Here is a 15,221-nt window from a genome sequence, read left to right on the forward strand (position 1 = left end):
GAAATTCGACGGCGTGCTGTCGAACTGCGTCTTCGGCTGGGAAGACCGCGCCGAGGACAGCGCCCGCTTCATGCTCTCCGAGACCAAGCGCTATGTCGGCAAGTACTGGGGGTCGAAATGAACCTGAAGGTCGGAGTCATCGGGACCGGCATGATCGGTCAGGACCATATCCGCCGCCTCACCCAGGTGCTGTCGGGCGTGACGGTCGCGGGCGTCGCCGATATCGACGCGACCCGCGCCGCCTCGGCCGCGCCCGACGGGGCGGAGGTCTTCGCCACCCCGCAGGAGCTGATCCGCTCGGAGCGCATCGACGCGGTGGTGATCTGCTCCTGGGGTCCCGCCCATGAGGAGCAGCTGCTCGACTGCATCGCCGCCGGCAAGCCGGTCTTCTGCGAGAAGCCGCTGGTCACCACTGCCGATGCCGCGCGCCGCGTCATGGCGGCCGAAACCGCCTTCGGGCGCCGCCTCGTGCAGGTCGGCTTCATGCGCCGCTTCGATGCCGACTACCGCCGGCTCAAGGCGGTGATCGACGGCGGCACGCTGGGGCTGCCGCTGATGTACAAGTCCGTCCACCGCAACGCCTCCGTGCCGCCGGGCCTCTACACTTCGGAGATGCCGCTGAACGACACGCTGGTGCATGACGCGGACATCTCGCGCTGGCTCCTGTCCGACGAGATCGCCGCGGTCGAGGTGCGGCTGCCGCGCCGGTCGCGCCAGGGCGGCGAGCTGCGCGACCCGCATATGGTGCTTTTGCACATGGCCTCGGGCGCGATCGTCGATGTCGAGATCTCGGTCAATATCGCCTATGGCTACGACATCCGCGGCGAGGTCTCCTGCGAGACCGGCATCGCGGCGCTGCCGAACCGTCCGGCGACCGTGATCACCGACGCGCACGGCATCCGCCAGGCGATCCCCGAGGACTGGCGCGAGCGCTTCATCGAGGCCTACGACCAGGAGTTCCGCGAATGGATCGCGGCCGCCGGGCAGGGGACCGCGACCGGGCCCTCGACCTGGGACGGCTATGCCGCGACGCTGGTTGCCGATGCCGCGCTGCGCGCGGTGGACTCGGGCCTGCGCGAGGACATCGACATGGGCGACAAGCCCGCCCTCTACGACCAGCCGCTCAGCCAGGCGGCCTGACCTCTCCACAAGGATCAATCTGATGATCAACGGCGAAATGACGATCGCCCGGCCGCTGCGCTGGGGCATGGTAGGCGGCGGCCGCACCGGACAGGTCGGCTACAAGCACCGCACCGGGGCGCTGCGCGACGGCACCTACCGCCTGGTGGCCGGCGCCTTCGACCTCGATGCCGCGCGCGGCCGCGAGTTCGGGATGAATCTCGGCGTGGCAGAGGACCGCTGCTACGCCACCTACCAGGAGCTGATCGCCGGCGAGGCCGGGCGCGAGGACAAGGTGGACGTGGTCTCGGTCGCCACGCCGAACTTCACCCATTTCGAGATCACCAGGGCGCTGCTCGAGGCCGGGATCCACGTGATCTGCGAGAAGCCGCTCTTCTTCACCGTCGCGGAATGCGAGGAAGTCGCGCAGCTGGCGGCCGAGAAGGGGCTGATCGTCGGCGTGACCTACGGCTTCACCGGCCATCCGCTGGTGCGCCAGATGGCGGCGATGGTGGCCAAGGGCATGCTGGGCGAGATCCGGCTCGTCGACATGCAGTACACCCACGGCTTCAACGCGGGCGACGACACCAATGCCGGCGAGGCGGTGAAATGGCGGACGAACCCCGCCACCGCGGGCTCGACCTTCGTGCTGGGCGATATCGGCACCCATCTCTACTACCTCTCCGAGGTGGTGCTGCCCGAGCTGAAGATCGAGCAGCTCCTTTGCGACCGCAAGGCCTTCATCCCCTCCCGCGCGCCGCTCGAGGACCATGCCACCGTGCTCATGCACTACGACAACGGCGCCCGCGGGCGGCTCTGGGTCAGCTCGGTCAATGCCGGCAACATGGGCTCGCAGCGCTACCGCTTCACCGGCTCGAAGGCGTCGGTGGAATGGTCCGACAGCCATCCCGACCAGCTGGTCTACGAGGTCCAGGGCGAGCCGAACCGCATCCTGCATCACGGCATGCCCTATCTCGAGGAGGAGTCCCTCGCGGCCGACCGCATGGGCGCCCTGCATACCGAGGGTCTCGGCGACAGCTGGGCCAACATCTACCTGTGGATCGCCCAGGCCATCGACGCGAAGATGAAGGGCGACGAGGCCTTCCTGGAAACCCATCGCTATCCCGGCATCGAGGCCGGCACCGAGGGCGTGCGCTGGCTGGAGAACTGCGTGCGCTCGGCGGATGCCGGCTCGGCCTGGGTGGCCTACCAATAGTCCCCCCTCCGGGACTTCCGGGCGCGCCGCCCGCCTCCTCTGCGGCGCGCCCGGCCTGATCAACCTTCTCAAGAGAGAACAGCCGATGAAACTTTCCATCTGCACTGACGTGATGGGCGACCTCAGCTTCACCGACATGCTCGACAAATGCGTCGCGCTGGGGGTCGAGGGCATCGAGATGACCGGCGGCGGCTGGTCCAAGGGGCCGCATTTCCGCGCCGACGAACTGCTGGCCGACAAGGGCCTGCTGAAGCAGAAGCTGGCCGAGATCGAGGCCCGCGGCCTGAAGATCGCCGCGCTGAACTGCTCGGCCAATCCGCTCGATCCGGGCGCGATGGGCACCCGCCATCTCAAGGAGATGAAGGAGACGATCACGCTCGCGGGCGAGATCGGCGTCGAGACCATCGTCACCATGTCCGGCCTGCCCGAGGCGGCCCCCGGCGACACCGTGCCGAACTGGCTGGTCTACACCAAGTCCTGGCCCGACGAGATGCCCGAGCGCGACCGCTACCAGTGGGAGGACCGCGCCTTCCCGCTCTGGCACGACCTGGTGGAGTTCGGCCAGAAGGCCGGGATCAAGCGCTACGCGCTGGAGAACTTCTCCGCCATGCTGGTCTGGAACCCCGAGACGCTGTTCCGGCTGCGCAACGAGGTCGGCGACATGGTCGGCATGAATCTCGACCCCAGCCACCTGATGTGGATGGGGGCGGAGCCGATCGCCTCGGCCCGCGCGCTCGGCGCGGCGATCCATCACTGCCACGGCAAGGACACCCGGATCGAGCGCGGCCTCTGCGACGTCAACGGCCTGCTGGAGCTGAAGGACGTCACCGACGTCGCCAACCGCGCCTGGAACTACGTCGCCGTCGGCGCGGGCCGCGACCTGCAATGGTGGAAGGAGTTCTTCTCCGTCGTGCGCATGTGCGGCTACAACGGCTGGGTCAGCCTCGAAATGGAGGATTTCACCATGTCGACCGAGGCCGGCATCCAGTCCTCCATCGACGCGCTGCAGGCTACGATCAGCCGCTGAGCGCCGTCCCCCGCCCGGCTCGACCGGGCGGCTCCCCCGCTTCCCCGGAGACCGCCATGTACCGTTTCGTCATCTCGATCGAGCTGGAGCCCGGCACCCGCGACAAGGTGCTCTCGAAGGCCCCTGCCGCCCAGGCCGCCACCCGCGCCGAGCCGGGCTGCATCGCCTATGACTTCTTCACCTGCACCGACGATCCCGACCGGATCGTCTTCGTCGAGGCCTGGGCCGACGAGGCCGCCCATGCCGCCCATATGGAAGAGCAGCACACCAGGGACTGGATCGCCTGGCACGAGCCCTTCAACCGCAGCCTCACCTTCATGAAGGTCGTCGCCGATGACTGACGCCGTCTCCCCGTCCTCCGCGCCGCGGTTGAAGCGCGCGCTGAACCAGAAGACCGCCCGCCATCTGCCCTATGAAGGCTTTCTCGACCTCGCCGCCGGGCTCGGCTGCGTCGGCGTGGAGGCGCGCAACGATCTCGGCCGTCCGGTCTTCGACGGGATCGATCCGGCCGAGGCCGGCGCGATGGCGCGCGACCGCGGGCTGCGCCTGCTCGGCCTCTCCGAGGTCTATGCATTCAACGCCTGGACGCCCGGGCGTGCCGATGCCGTGGCCGAGCTGATCGCCACCGCCCATGCCGCGGGCGCCGAGACCGTCAGCCTGATCCCCGCGGTGATGGACGAGTTCCCCGCCGCGGAGCGCCAGGAGCGGCTGATCGGCGCGATGCGCCAGGTCGCGCCGATGCTCGACGGCACAGAGGTCGTCGCGCTGATCGAGCCGATCGGCTTCGCCCGATCCTCGCTGAAGGACAAGGCCGAGCTCGCCGCCGCGATCGCCGAGCTGGGCGATCCGCGCTTCGCCATGGTCCACGACACGTTCCAGCATGTCATCGCCGGGCAGGAGCAGCTCTATCCCGCGCTGACCGGGATGGTGCATATCTCCGGCATATCCGACCCGGCCGCGCCGCTCGACGAGGGCGACGACGCCCGCCGCATCCTGGTCGAGCCGCGCGACCGCTGCGGCAATGCCGGGCAGATCCGCGGCTTCCTCGCGGCCGGCTACGAGGGCGCCTTCTCCTTCGAATGCACCGAGCCGGGCGTGCAGGAAAGCGCCACGCTGGCCGCCGACCTGCGCGCCTCCTTCGAGCTGATCGAGGCGCGGCTGGGCCTGTGACGCGGAAGGGGGCGGCTGCGATTATCCACGGATCCTGTGGATGATCCCGGGGATAAGCTGGGGCAAAGCCGTCCGGCCTCCAAGCCGCCAAGGCCCCCGCGGGAACTGCCCGGAAAACGGGCACTGCCCGCGGGGGCCGCGCGGGCGGCCGATACGGGCGGGCTTCGCTTTCCCGCGCGGAGGGCCTAGGAAGGGGCCGGGCCGGAGATCCCCTCCGGCGCGAGCAGGAGGCACCATGAGCGATCTCTTCGACGCGGCCCCGGCCCCGGGCCACACTCCGCTGGCCGCGCTCCTGCGGCCGGGCAATCTCGACGAGGTGATCGGCCAGTCGGCCATTGTCGCGCCGGGCTCGATCCTGCGCCGCCGGATCGCCGCGGGCGCGCTCGGCAGCGTGATCCTCTACGGCCCCCCGGGCGTCGGCAAGACCTCGATCGCGCGCGCCGTGGGCGACATGATGGGCAAGGAGTTCCGCCCGCTCCACGCCACCCGCGCCGGGGTGTCGGAGCTCAGGAAGCTCGCCGACGAGGCGCGCATCCGGCCGCTGCTGATCTTCGTCGACGAGATCCACCGCTTCTCCGCCACCCAGGCCGACGACCTGCTGTCGATCTGCGAGAACGGCACCGCGGACGTGATCGGCGCGACCACCGGCAATCCCTATCACGTGCTGCCCCCGGCGCTGGTCTCCCGCTCGGTCATCCTCCGGCTGGAGCCGATGTCGATCGCCGAGATGGAGGAGGTCGTCCGCCGCGGCCTGGCGCATCTGGCCGCCGCGGGGATCGACGTGGCGATGACGCCCGAACAGGTGCGGCTGGTCGCGGGCCGCTCGGGCGGCGATGCGCGCCGCGCGCTGACCACGCTGGAGAGCCTCGCGGTCGGCCATCCGGGCGGCGCGATCGAGATCACCGAGGCGATGCTGGAAGAGGCCTATGCCGCCGCGCCGGTCAATCACGACCGTTCGGGCGACCAGCATTACGACCTGGTCTCGGCCTTCGTGAAATCGATGCGCGGCTCGGATCCGGACGCGACGCTCTACTGGCTGGCGCGGCTGGTGCATGCCGGCGAGGATCCGCGCTACATCGCCCGGCGGATCATGATCCATGCCTCCGAGGATGTCGGGCTGGCCGACAACACCGCGCTGCAGACCGCGGTCGCGGCCGCCACGGCGGTGGAGAAGATCGGCTATCCCGAGGCGCAGATCGTGCTCGCCCATGCCGCGCTCCATGTCGCGCGCGCGCCGAAATCGGGATCGGCCTGCCGGGGCATCGGGCTGGCGCTGCAGGCGGTGGCCTCCGAGCCGCCTGTGGTGGTGCCGAAGCACCTGCGCGACGCGCATTACAAGGGGGCGGAGGCGCTCGGCCATGTCGGCTACCGCTTCCCGCATGACGATCCGCGCGGCTGGACCGAGCAGGACTACGTGCCGGGGCTGCAGCCCGGGCGCTTCTACCAGAGCGACGCGCGCCAGGCGGGCACCTTCGAGAAGCGCGCCGATGCCTACTGGGAGGAGACCTCCGGCCGTCCGGTCCCGCGGCGCTTCGGCGGCTGAGGGGCGGGGCGGCGAAGCGCCGCAATCGAACCCGCCCCCCGGTGCCGCCGTGGACGGAACGCCTCATTGCCGCTCCGGACCCGCGGGTCTAGGGGAGGTCACCGATTTCGCAGGGCGCCTGCGGCCCGCGCGCCGCGGCCCGGACCGGCCGGATGCGCGGCCTGCCCCGAGGGATGCCCGGAGCCCGACAACAGCGGAGGAAGAACATGGGCCTGACATGTGCGGACGTGATGGTGCCGCCCGAGAACCAGAAGACGATACATCCCGATGCAAGCGTGGCGACGGCCTTCAACATGATCAAGGCCAGCCGCGCCCGCTTCCTTCCGGTGGTCGATGACGAGGGCAGGTATCTGGGCGTCTTCAGCGCGCCGACGCTGCTCAAGCTGATCCTGCCCAAGGCCTCGACCATCGACATGGGCGGCGCCTTCGGCTCCAGCGGTAAGCTCGACAACCTGCGCTTCTTCAGCCTCTCCAAGGAGGATTTCATCGCCCAGCTGGCGCGGCTGAAGGACGAGAAGGTGTCGGATAACATGTCGCGCCCCGAGAACATTCCCGTCGCCGCGCCGGACACGCCGGTGATGGAGGGGATCCACCTGATCTACAAGTACAAGCGCCATGTCATGCTGGTCGAGCCCGGCACCGGCCGCTTCGTCGGCACGGTCAGCGCCAACTCGCTGCTGGACCAGGTTCTGGGTTCGGCGGAAATTCCGGAGTAAATTCAAGTGCACGGACAAGCTTCCCACGGAGGACCCGGGTTCTCCGTTCCAGACCTTCTTGGCATCGACCCGCTGTGGTTCGCCACCGGCATCCTCGTGCTGGTCTATGCCATCCTCATTTCCGAGAAGATGAACCGCGCCATCCTGGCGATGCTGGGCGCCGCGCTGATGGTGATCCTCGGCATCATCAACCAGGAGCAGGCGCTGGCCGGGGTCGACGCCAATACGCTGGCGCTGCTGATCGGCATGATGGTGATCGTGGCGATCACCTCGAAATCCGGCCTCTTCCAGTATGTCGCGATCAAGGCGGCCAAGACGGTGAAGGCCAATCCGACCGGCATCCTGATCATGCTGACGCTGATCACCGCGGTCTTCTCGGCGCTTCTGGACAATGTCACCACGGTCCTGCTGATCGCGCCGATCACGCTGCTCATCACCGACGCGCTGGAGACCAAGGTCTTCCCGTTCTTCATGGCCGAGATCCTGGCCTCCAACGTGGGCGGCACCGCGACGCTGATCGGCGACCCGCCGAACATCCTGATCGGCTCGGCCGCGGGGCTCAGCTTCAACGATTTCGCCGTCAACCTGGCGCCGATCTCCTTCGTCTGCCTGATCGTGCTGACGGGGATCATCTACCTGGCGAACCGCAAGGCCCTGGCGCAGATCCCGGCCTCGGCCAGCGCGCGGATCATGCAGTTCGACGAGAAGGGCGCGATCACCGATGCGCGGCTGATGGTCAAGTCGCTCTTCGTGCTGGCGCTGGTGATCCTGGGCTTCACCGCCGGGCACAGCATGGGCATCCAGCCGGGCACTTCGGCGCTTTCGGGCGCGGCGCTGCTGATGCTGCTGGCCTATGGCGGGCAGCATGCCGAGAAGCAGACCGAGTCGGTCCACCACATCTTCGGCGAGGTCGAATGGGTCACCATCCTGTTCTTCGCCGGGCTCTTCGTCATCGTCGCGGCGGTGGAGCATGTCGGGCTCCTGGCGATGTTCGCGCAATTCGTGATCGACATCACCGACGGCAACCTGATGTGGACCGCCTTCCTGGTCTTCTGGGCCTCGGGCATCCTCTCGGCGATCCTCGACAACATCCCCTTCGTGGCGACCATGATCCCGATGATCGAGGCCACCGCCGACACGTTCGGGCCGGACAAGATCGAGCCGCTCTGGTGGTCGCTGGCGCTCGGGGCCTGCCTTGGCGGCAACGGCACGCTGCTGGGCGCCTCGGCCAACCTGACCGTCGCGGCCTTCGCCGAGAAGGCCAAGCAGCCGATCAGCTTCCTGGCCTTCTTCAAATTCGCCTTCCCGATCATGCTGCTGACGCTGGTCCTGGCGAATATCTACATCTGGCTGCGCTACTTCTGAGCCGCCTCCCGCCCGTGCCGCGCATCGCGGCGCGGGCGCTGCCGCCGCCCCTCAGCGCCGGGCGGCCTCCCTTGCGATCCACCACATCAGGATATCGGCGATGCGCGCCTGCTCGGCCGGGTCGAGCGCGCGGCCCTGCGGGATGCGGTGCCATTTCTCCAGGCAGCCGCGGCAGCAGGTGCCGGTGGCATGCTGGGCGAGAAAGGCCGGATGGCCGCGCATCGGCGTCTGCCGCCCGTCGCGGGCGGGATGCGCCGGGGCCAGCCGCCTGGCGATGAACTCGGCCGCATGCTGGCGGATGACGGCCGGGCCCCTCTCCTCCAGATAGGCCCGCTCGCGCGGCCCGAGCCGGAACCGGCTGCGGAAGGCCGAGCGCGCCAGCCGTGCCGCCAGCGCCTCGATCCCCGGCGGATCGGGCGGCGCCTCGGGCGGAAAGCCCGCGAAGAGATCGCCCTGCACCGCAGGCCTGCGCCGCTCCGCCATCTGCCGCCCTTTCCTCAGCTTCCGTCCGCATCCTGCCACGGCCCGGCCGCGGGTCCAAGCGCGCGGCGCGCCGCGCCCGTGACCTCGCGCGTCAGCCCCGAGAGCCGCCCGGCCGCCAGCCGGCTGACCTGCCAGAAGAGCGGCCGGTCGAGCCCGCGCCCGGGCATGAGCTCCACCAGCCGTCCGGCATCCAGATGGCCGCGCAGCAGCAGCTCGGGATTGAGCCCCCAGCCGATCCCCAGCAGCGCCGCCTCGACGAAGCCCTGGGTCGAGGGCAGCCAGTGGGTCGGCAGGGTCAGCCCCGGCCCGAATTCCGCGCGCGCCCAGTCGGTCTGCAACCGGTCCTTCTGGCTGAAGGTCAGCGCCGGGGCGCGCCCCAGCGCCTCGGCCGTGACGCCCTGCGGGAAATGCCGCGCGACATAGGCCGGGCTTGCCGCCGCCGCATAGCGCAGCCGCCCGAGCGGCGTGACCTGGCAGCCCTGGACCGGCCGCGCCATCGCCGTCACTGCCGCCAGAACCCGGCCGCGGCGCAGCCACTCGGCGGTATGCTCCTCGTCGTCGATCACGATGTTCAGGAGGAACCCGGTCGCTTCGGCGAAAGGCGCGAGCGCGGGCAGGAACCAGGTCCCCAGGCTGTCGGCATTGACCGCGATGTCCAGCGTCACCGGCAGCCGGTCCCCGCCGCCGAGCCCGGGAAGATGGTCGAGCAGCTCGCGCTCCAGCATGCCGACCTGCTCCATGTGGCGGCAGAGCCGCGCGCCCTCGGCGGTGGCGGTGCAGGGGCTGGCGCGCTCGACCAGCACGGCGCCGATGCGCTCCTCCAGCTGGCGCACCCGCTGCGACACCGCCGAGGGCGTCACGCCGAGCATGCGCGCGGCGCCCTCGAAGCTGCCGGTCTGCACGACCATGGCCAGGGCGCGGGCGGCGGGATAGTCGATCATGAATTAGCCACGCTTCATCAGGCTTAGGAGGTTTAACTGGCCTTAATCCATCCGCCCGGGCTAGGGCAAGCCGGTCCGCAACCGGAGCCTTCGCATGACCCTTTCCGTCTATCTCGCCGGTCTCGGCATCGGCCTCAGCCTGATCGTGGCGATCGGCGCGCAGAATGCCTTCGTCCTGCGCCAGGGGCTGCGCGGCGAGCATGTGCTGGCGGTCTGCCTGGCCTGCGCGCTCTCGGATGCGGTGCTGATCCTGCTGGGCGTCGCGGGCTTCGCGCGGATCACCGCGGCGCTGCCGGGGCTCGATCCGGCGATGCGCTGGCTCGGCGCGGGCTTCCTGGTCTGGCAGGGCTGGAAGAGCGCGCGCGCGGCGCTCGGCCCGGGCGAGGCGCTCCTGGCCGCGGCGGGCGGGCAGGGGCGGCCGCTGGCGCCGGTGCTTTCGGCCTGCCTCGCCTTCACCTGGCTGAACCCGCATGTCTATCTCGATACGGTGGTGCTGCTCGGCACGGTCTCGACCCAGTTCCCGGGGCAGCAGGCGGCCTTTGCCGCGGGCGCGATGACGGGCTCGCTGCTCTTCTTCTTCGCCCTCGGCTACGGTGCCGCGGCGCTGCGCCCGGTCTTCGCCAGCCCGGCCGCGTGGCGCGCGCTCGAGGCGTCAATCGCGCTGGTGATGTGGGCGATCGCGGCGGGATTGCTGGCCGCGGCGTGAGCCCGCCGGCAAGCGGCGCTTTGTCCTCGCGCGACTTGCAGGAAGCGCCGCACCGTGCCAGTTTGCCGGCATGGACACCGCACCGATCCCCGTTCCTTCCGACGACACCGTTCCGGTGAAGCTGCCCCGCTGGGTGCAGCGCGACGATCCGGGCGATCCGGACTCCGCGGCCTTCCGCTCGGGCGCTGCCTTGATGGCGCTCGACGTGGCGCTGCGGGCGCCGGGCCTGCCCGCGCCGCTCTTGCGCGACCGGCTGGCGCTGCGCACGGCCGAGGCCTGCCTGCGCCGGGCCGGCCGTCCCGAGCGCCTGCCCGAGCTGCGCGACGAGGTGCATCTGCTGCGCGAGGGCGAGAGCCCGGGGCCGGGCGGCGCGGTCTTCCTCGACTGGCGCCGCGCGACCCGGCTGCGGCTCGGCCCGGGCTGGGAGGCCCGCGCCCGCCAGGTGCTGCCCGACCTGCCGGCCCCCGCCGATCTGCCGCTGGCGCCGGTCGCGCGGGCGGCGGCGCTGCTGGCGGCCTGCCTCGAGGCCGCGCCGCGCGCCCAGGTCCCGGGGCTGATCCTGGCGGAGGCGACGCTTTCGGCGGCGCTCGGCTGGACGCATCCGCTGCCGCTCCTCGCCGGGCATCTGAACCGGGCCGACCTGCGCGAGCCTGCCCAGCTTCTGCCGGCCTGCCAGCGCGCCGTGATTGCCGCCGCGAACGAGGCGCTGCCCCTGGCCGAGGAGCTGACGCGCCGTGCCGCGCGGCTGGCCCAGGTCGCGCCGAAGCTGCGGGCCAAGGCCTCGGACGCGGTCGTGGCGCTGTTCCTGGCCGAGGATGCGGTCTCTCCGGCCCGGGCGCTGACCCCGGTGATCCGCGGCAGCCGCCATCCGATGACCGACCGCGCCGCGCGGCGCATCTGCGACCGGCTGGTCTCGCTCGGCGCGGTGCGCGAGCTGTCGGGCCGCGACACGTTCCGGATCTACGGGCTGTGAGCGGCTTCGACCGCGAGCTGGCGGAGCTGCCGCCCGAGCTGCGCTGGCGCGAATGGCTGCGGCGGATCGAGGCGGTGCTCTTCGCCTCCGCCGAGCCGGTGGGCCGCGAGGCGCTGGCGCGGGTGGTCGGCAGCAGCGCGCCGGTCGACCTGCTGGTCGACGACCTGCGCGCCGAGCTCGACGGCCGCCCCTACGAGTTGGCCCAAGTGGCCGGCGGCTGGCATCTTCGCACCCGCCCGGCCTATGCCGAGGCGATCAAGGTGGCGGCGAACCTGCCCGAGCCGCGGATGGAGCTGAGCCCGTTCGAGACCGCGGTGCTGGCGGCGATCGCCTATCAGCAGCCGGTGACGCGGGCGGGGCTGGCGGATGTCTTCGGCAAGGAGGTGCCGCGCGATCTGCTGTCGCGGCTGCGCGCCGCCGACCTGATCGCGCCCGGCCCGCGCAGCCCGGCGCCGGGCGCGCCCTACACCTATGTCACCACCGAGGCCTTCCTGGCGCGGTTCGATCTGCCGACGCTCGACGACCTGCCGGACCGCGAGGCGCTGATGGATGCCGGGCTCGAGACGCAGCCGGACGCGGGCTGAGGGCTCCGGCAGTGTCTTGCTGACCTGGCGGCCCCGCGCCGTCGCTGCTTGCGGGCCCGGCGATCCATGCCCTCTGGCAGGCTGCTGAACAGGGAGTCCAGGGCGCTGTCGGGGAGGAAACCGTTCCGGGTCTGGTCACGCTTGCCTGATGTATGAGCAAGCATGACCGCTTTCAGGCGTATTCTCCCGGCTTTGCCTCCCAAGAGGGTGCTGAAAAATGTCCCCAGGGCGTCGTCCAAGTGGAAAGCGTTCCGTTCTTGGCCCGGGCCGCTCCCGGAATTGAGCAAATCTAGTTGCCTTCGAGATCATTTTCCTAGTTTTGTCCGCAGCTTCCGCAGCTTCCGCAGCTTCCGCAGCTTCCGCAGCTTCCGCAGCTTCCGCAGCTTCCGCAGCTTCCGCAGCTTCCGCAGCTTCCAAGGCCGAGCGGACGTTTTCAGCACCCTGCGCGGACACACCGACGGTCGGGGCCGGGACGCCCCGCGATGCCGGGCCGGTCCGCCCTCCGGCCTGTTCCAGCGGGGGTCTGCACCGGCTTGGGGCAGTGTCCTCGAGAGGATGGCACGGCATCTGAGAGAATCCGATGGACAGCTCCCGTTGGCGGCCTGCCCGCGCGGGGGCGGTTTTCGATTGCGCATCGCGGCGATGGGACTCCTGATCCGCTTTCAGCGGCACCAGCGGCACCAGCGGCACCAGCGGCACCAGCGGCACCAGCGGCACCAACCGGGTCAACCGGGCGGGGGCAGCTGGCCCGGACCCGGAGCCCCGCCCCGTTCTTGGCGTCGACCCGGGCGAGTCTCGACGTAAGCGATGCCGGTTCTCCTGCGTCCGGGGCGTCTTGCTGCACCATCCGCTCGGGTCATGGCATTGTCCGGCCATCCCGTCGGCGACATGCCTGCCACGCGGGTTGGCGCAGGCGGGACAGGGCGCTTCAGCGAGCGCGACATGGCGGCGGGGCCTTGCGCCGGCCCGGCGGGGCTTTGGCCTCGTAGCTCGATGAAGGCGGCGAAGCCCACCGGTGGCGGGGCCTCATCGCCGAACATTGCTTCCGATGGCTCCGCGTCGATGACGGCGATAGCGCCGGCACGCGTCCCCAATCTCTTCCCTGATGTGGCGGTCACGCACGCCGTCGGCCGTCCGGACGAGGCCGGGAGGCGGCATCGCATCCGGAGAGGGCGCCAGAGGGACTGGCCGCCGGGCCGGGGCGGGCGAGCCGGAGGACCGGAGCGCGCCCGGCGTCTGGTTCGCGGGGCGGGCAGGGCCGGGTCAGTCCCACATGTCGCGCAGCTGCGCGGCGATGTCGATCGGGGCGGGGGCCGGGCGCGGGGCGCTGCCCTGGCCTGCCGGGGGCGCCCAGGTCTCGGCGCGGAAATGGACCAGGATCTCGCGCGGCAGGAAGCGCGAGCGCATCGCATGCACGTGGCGGTCGCCATTGCGGCCCTGCTGGGTGACGTAGAAGCGCAGCGGCAGGCCGAGGCTCAGCCGGTCCTTGGCGCGGGTCATGGCGACATACATCAGCCGCCGCTCCTCCTCGATCTCCTCCTCGCTGCCAGTGCCCAGATCCGAGGGCATGCAGCCGTCCACGGCATTGAGAAGATGCACGGATTTCCATTCCTGCCCCTTGGCCGAATGGATCGTCGAGAGGATCAGGTAGTCCTCGTCCCTGAGCGGCACCCCGGCCTGGCCGCCGGTCGCGTCCGGCGGGTCGAGCGCCAGTTCGGTCAGGAAGGCCTCGGCGCCGGGATAGCCGGTGGCGATCTGCTCGAGCTGCATCAGGTCGGCGCGGCGCGCCTCGGCATCCTCGTGCATCCGTTCCAGATGCGGCTCGTACCAGGCCCGCGCCAGCCCCAGCGCGGCGGGCCAGTCGGCGCGCGCGGCCATCGCCGCGGCGAAGCCCGGCCAGTCGGCCGCGGCGCGCGCCGGGGGCTCGATATCGGCCAGCGCGGAAAGCGGGTCGGAGGACAGGGCCAGCGCGTCGAGGATGCGCCCCGCCGCGACCGGGCCGATGCCGGGGATCAGCTGCAGCACGCGGAACCCGGCCACGCGGTCGCGCGGATTGCGCGCCAGCCGCAGGAAAGCCATCAGGTCCTTGACATGCGCGGTGTCTAGGAATTTCAGCCCGCCGAATTTCACGTAGGGGATGTTGCGCCGCGTCAGCTCCGCCTCGAGCTGCAGCGAATGGCTGGAGGTGCGGAAGAGCACCGCCTGGTCCTTCAGCCGCATCCCCTCCTCGCGCGCGGCCAGCACGTCCTCGGCGACATAGCGCGCCTGCTCGGCCTCGCCCGCCACCGTCACCAGCCGCGGCAGCTCGGCCGAGTCCCGCTCGGTCCAGAGCGCCTTGGCATAGCCCTCGCGCGCCAGGCCGATCACCGCATTGGCGGCGGCCAGGATCGGCTTCGTCGAGCGGTAGTTGCGCTCCAGCGTGACGACCCGCGCGGGGGGATCGAAGGCGGCGGGGAAATCGAGGATGTTGCGCACCGTCGCGGCGCGGAAGGCGTAGATCGACTGGGCGTCGTCGCCGACCACGGTCAGCCCCTGGCCGCCGGGCTTCAGCGCCATCAGGATCCGCGCTTGCAGCCGGTTGGTGTCCTGGTACTCGTCGATCAGCACATGGTCCCAGGCCGCGCCGATATGGGCGGCGAAATCGGCATCCGACATGACCTGCGCCCAGGCCAGCAGCAGGTCGTCGTAATCGAGCACGTTCTGCGCCTGCTTGGCGCGGACATAGGCGGCGAAGAGGGTCTTCAGCTCGGCCTGCCACATCGCGCACCAGGGGAAGCGGTCGCGCAGCACCTCGCCCAGCGGCTCGCCGGCATTGACCACCCGCGAATAGATGGCCAGGCAGGTGCCCTTGGCGGGAAAGCGCGTCGCCGTCGTCGACAGCTCCAGCCCGTGGCGGCAGAGATTCATCAGGTCGGCGCTGTCCTCGCGATCATGGATGGTGAAATCCGGATGCAGCCCGATCGCCTGCGCCTCGTCGCGCAGCACCCGCGCGCCGATGCCGTGGAAGGTGCCCGCCCAGGCCAGCGCCTCGGCCGCCACGCCGGTGCCGAGCGCCTCGGCCGTGATCCGCTCCACCCGCCGGGTCAGCTCGGTCGCGGCGCGGCGCGAGAAGGTCATCAGCAGGATCCGCCGCGGATCGGCGCCGTTGACCAGCAGATGCGCCACGCGATGCGCCAGGGTGGCCGTCTTGCCCGACCCCGCCCCGGCGATCACCAGCAGCGGCGGCGGCAGCGCGCCGGTGCCCACGCCGAATTCCGCGGCCGCGCGCTGCTCTGCATTGAGCTTCGCCAGGTAGTCGCCGCGCCCTGCGCCGTCCTGGCCGATCCGGCTGTCGATATGGCCCATATCCTGCCCCTGCCTGTCCTGCCTCCCGGGCAG

General features: G+C 70.8%; 14 protein-coding genes. 11 read left to right on the plus strand and 3 right to left on the minus strand.

All coding sequences use genetic code 11. From position 1 onward, the window contains the following. Positions 1–117 precede the first annotated feature (117 nt). The 8 genes from FGX59_RS29170 to FGX59_RS29205 all read left to right on the plus strand — a co-directional run bounded on the left by FGX59_RS29170 (position 118) and on the right by FGX59_RS29205 (position 8,156). A complete protein-coding gene (locus FGX59_RS29170) occupies positions 118–1,140 on the plus strand; it encodes a Gfo/Idh/MocA family oxidoreductase (protein WP_138471009.1) in 1,023 nt (340 codons plus the stop codon). 22 nt (positions 1,141–1,162) lie between these two features. Next, positions 1,163–2,335, plus strand: a complete 1,173-nt coding sequence (locus tag FGX59_RS29175) for a Gfo/Idh/MocA family protein (RefSeq protein WP_138471011.1) — start codon at positions 1,163–1,165, stop codon at positions 2,333–2,335. Positions 2,336–2,420: 85 nt separating this feature from the next. Then, on the plus strand, positions 2,421–3,362 hold the full coding sequence (locus tag FGX59_RS29180; RefSeq protein ID WP_138471013.1) for a sugar phosphate isomerase/epimerase: 942 nt from the start codon (positions 2,421–2,423) through the stop codon (positions 3,360–3,362). Positions 3,363–3,418: 56 nt separating this feature from the next. Continuing rightward, a complete protein-coding gene (locus tag FGX59_RS29185) occupies positions 3,419–3,703 on the plus strand; it encodes a putative quinol monooxygenase (protein ID WP_138471015.1) in 285 nt (94 codons plus the stop codon). Continuing rightward, entirely contained in the window at positions 3,696–4,532 is an 837-nt protein-coding gene (locus FGX59_RS29190; RefSeq protein WP_138471017.1) for a TIM barrel protein, read from the plus strand. The genes FGX59_RS29185 and FGX59_RS29190 overlap by 8 nt, the downstream gene beginning before the upstream one ends. Before the next feature lie 235 nt (positions 4,533–4,767). Then, positions 4,768–6,075, plus strand: a complete 1,308-nt coding sequence (locus FGX59_RS29195) for a replication-associated recombination protein A (protein ID WP_138471019.1) — start codon at positions 4,768–4,770, stop codon at positions 6,073–6,075. Positions 6,076–6,281: 206 nt separating this feature from the next. Continuing rightward, a complete protein-coding gene (locus FGX59_RS29200) occupies positions 6,282–6,791 on the plus strand; it encodes an HPP family protein (protein WP_171060878.1) in 510 nt (169 codons plus the stop codon). A 6-nt stretch (positions 6,792–6,797) separates the two neighbouring features. Then, positions 6,798–8,156 (plus strand): SLC13 family permease, encoded by a 1,359-nt coding sequence (locus FGX59_RS29205; RefSeq protein ID WP_206078465.1) that lies wholly within the window; start codon positions 6,798–6,800, stop codon positions 8,154–8,156. 51 nt (positions 8,157–8,207) lie between these two features. Here FGX59_RS29205 and FGX59_RS29210 read toward each other — a convergent pair whose 3' ends face one another. Both FGX59_RS29210 and FGX59_RS29215 read right to left on the minus strand, forming a co-directional pair. Beyond that, a complete protein-coding gene (locus tag FGX59_RS29210) occupies positions 8,208–8,639 on the minus strand; it encodes a DUF4186 domain-containing protein (protein ID WP_138471023.1) in 432 nt (143 codons plus the stop codon). A 14-nt stretch (positions 8,640–8,653) separates the two neighbouring features. After that, entirely contained in the window at positions 8,654–9,580 is a 927-nt protein-coding gene (locus FGX59_RS29215; protein ID WP_138471025.1) for a LysR family transcriptional regulator ArgP, read from the minus strand. A gap of 94 nt (positions 9,581–9,674) precedes the next feature. On the opposite strand from FGX59_RS29215, the gene FGX59_RS29220 reads away from it, so the two are divergent. The 3 genes from FGX59_RS29220 to FGX59_RS29230 all read left to right on the plus strand — a co-directional run bounded on the left by FGX59_RS29220 (position 9,675) and on the right by FGX59_RS29230 (position 11,843). Continuing rightward, positions 9,675–10,286 carry a LysE/ArgO family amino acid transporter gene (locus FGX59_RS29220; protein WP_138471027.1) on the plus strand — a complete coding sequence of 204 codons (612 nt, stop codon included), beginning with the start codon at positions 9,675–9,677 and terminating at the stop codon, positions 10,284–10,286. Positions 10,287–10,356: 70 nt separating this feature from the next. After that, positions 10,357–11,259: a DUF1403 family protein gene (locus FGX59_RS29225; RefSeq protein WP_138471029.1), complete on the plus strand. Its 903-nt coding sequence runs from the start codon at positions 10,357–10,359 to the stop codon at positions 11,257–11,259. Then, positions 11,256–11,843: an SMC-Scp complex subunit ScpB gene (locus tag FGX59_RS29230; RefSeq protein WP_138471031.1), complete on the plus strand. Its 588-nt coding sequence runs from the start codon at positions 11,256–11,258 to the stop codon at positions 11,841–11,843. Before FGX59_RS29225 ends, FGX59_RS29230 begins: the two co-directional genes overlap by 4 nt. A gap of 1,263 nt (positions 11,844–13,106) precedes the next feature. On the opposite strand, the gene FGX59_RS29235 is transcribed toward FGX59_RS29230, so the two are convergent. Further along, positions 13,107–15,188, minus strand: coding sequence for an ATP-dependent helicase (locus FGX59_RS29235; protein ID WP_138471033.1), 2,082 nt, complete (start codon positions 15,186–15,188; stop codon positions 13,107–13,109). Between the last annotated feature and the right edge of the window lie 33 nt (positions 15,189–15,221).

The sequence above is a fragment of the Poseidonocella sp. HB161398 genome (assembly GCF_005870025.1).
In the GTDB taxonomy this organism is placed as follows: domain Bacteria; phylum Pseudomonadota; class Alphaproteobacteria; order Rhodobacterales; family Rhodobacteraceae; genus Mangrovicoccus.

Coding starts and splice junctions, on each gene's coding strand:
- FGX59_RS29220 (WP_138471027.1), top strand. CDS start 9,675: ATGACCCTTTCCGTCTATCTCGCCGGTCTCGGCATCGGCCTCAGCCTG.
- FGX59_RS29215 (WP_138471025.1), bottom strand. CDS start 9,580: ATGATCGACTATCCCGCCGCCCGCGCCCTGGCCATGGTCGTGCAGACC.
- FGX59_RS29225 (WP_138471029.1), top strand. CDS start 10,357: ATGGACACCGCACCGATCCCCGTTCCTTCCGACGACACCGTTCCGGTG.
- FGX59_RS29180 (WP_138471013.1), top strand. CDS start 2,421: ATGAAACTTTCCATCTGCACTGACGTGATGGGCGACCTCAGCTTCACC.
- FGX59_RS29170 (WP_138471009.1), top strand. CDS start 118: ATGAACCTGAAGGTCGGAGTCATCGGGACCGGCATGATCGGTCAGGAC.
- FGX59_RS29235 (WP_138471033.1), bottom strand. CDS start 15,188: ATGGGCCATATCGACAGCCGGATCGGCCAGGACGGCGCAGGGCGCGGC.
- FGX59_RS29210 (WP_138471023.1), bottom strand. CDS start 8,639: ATGGCGGAGCGGCGCAGGCCTGCGGTGCAGGGCGATCTCTTCGCGGGC.
- FGX59_RS29185 (WP_138471015.1), top strand. CDS start 3,419: ATGTACCGTTTCGTCATCTCGATCGAGCTGGAGCCCGGCACCCGCGAC.
- FGX59_RS29190 (WP_138471017.1), top strand. CDS start 3,696: ATGACTGACGCCGTCTCCCCGTCCTCCGCGCCGCGGTTGAAGCGCGCG.
- FGX59_RS29200 (WP_171060878.1), top strand. CDS start 6,282: ATGGGCCTGACATGTGCGGACGTGATGGTGCCGCCCGAGAACCAGAAG.
- FGX59_RS29195 (WP_138471019.1), top strand. CDS start 4,768: ATGAGCGATCTCTTCGACGCGGCCCCGGCCCCGGGCCACACTCCGCTG.
- FGX59_RS29175 (WP_138471011.1), top strand. CDS start 1,163: ATGATCAACGGCGAAATGACGATCGCCCGGCCGCTGCGCTGGGGCATG.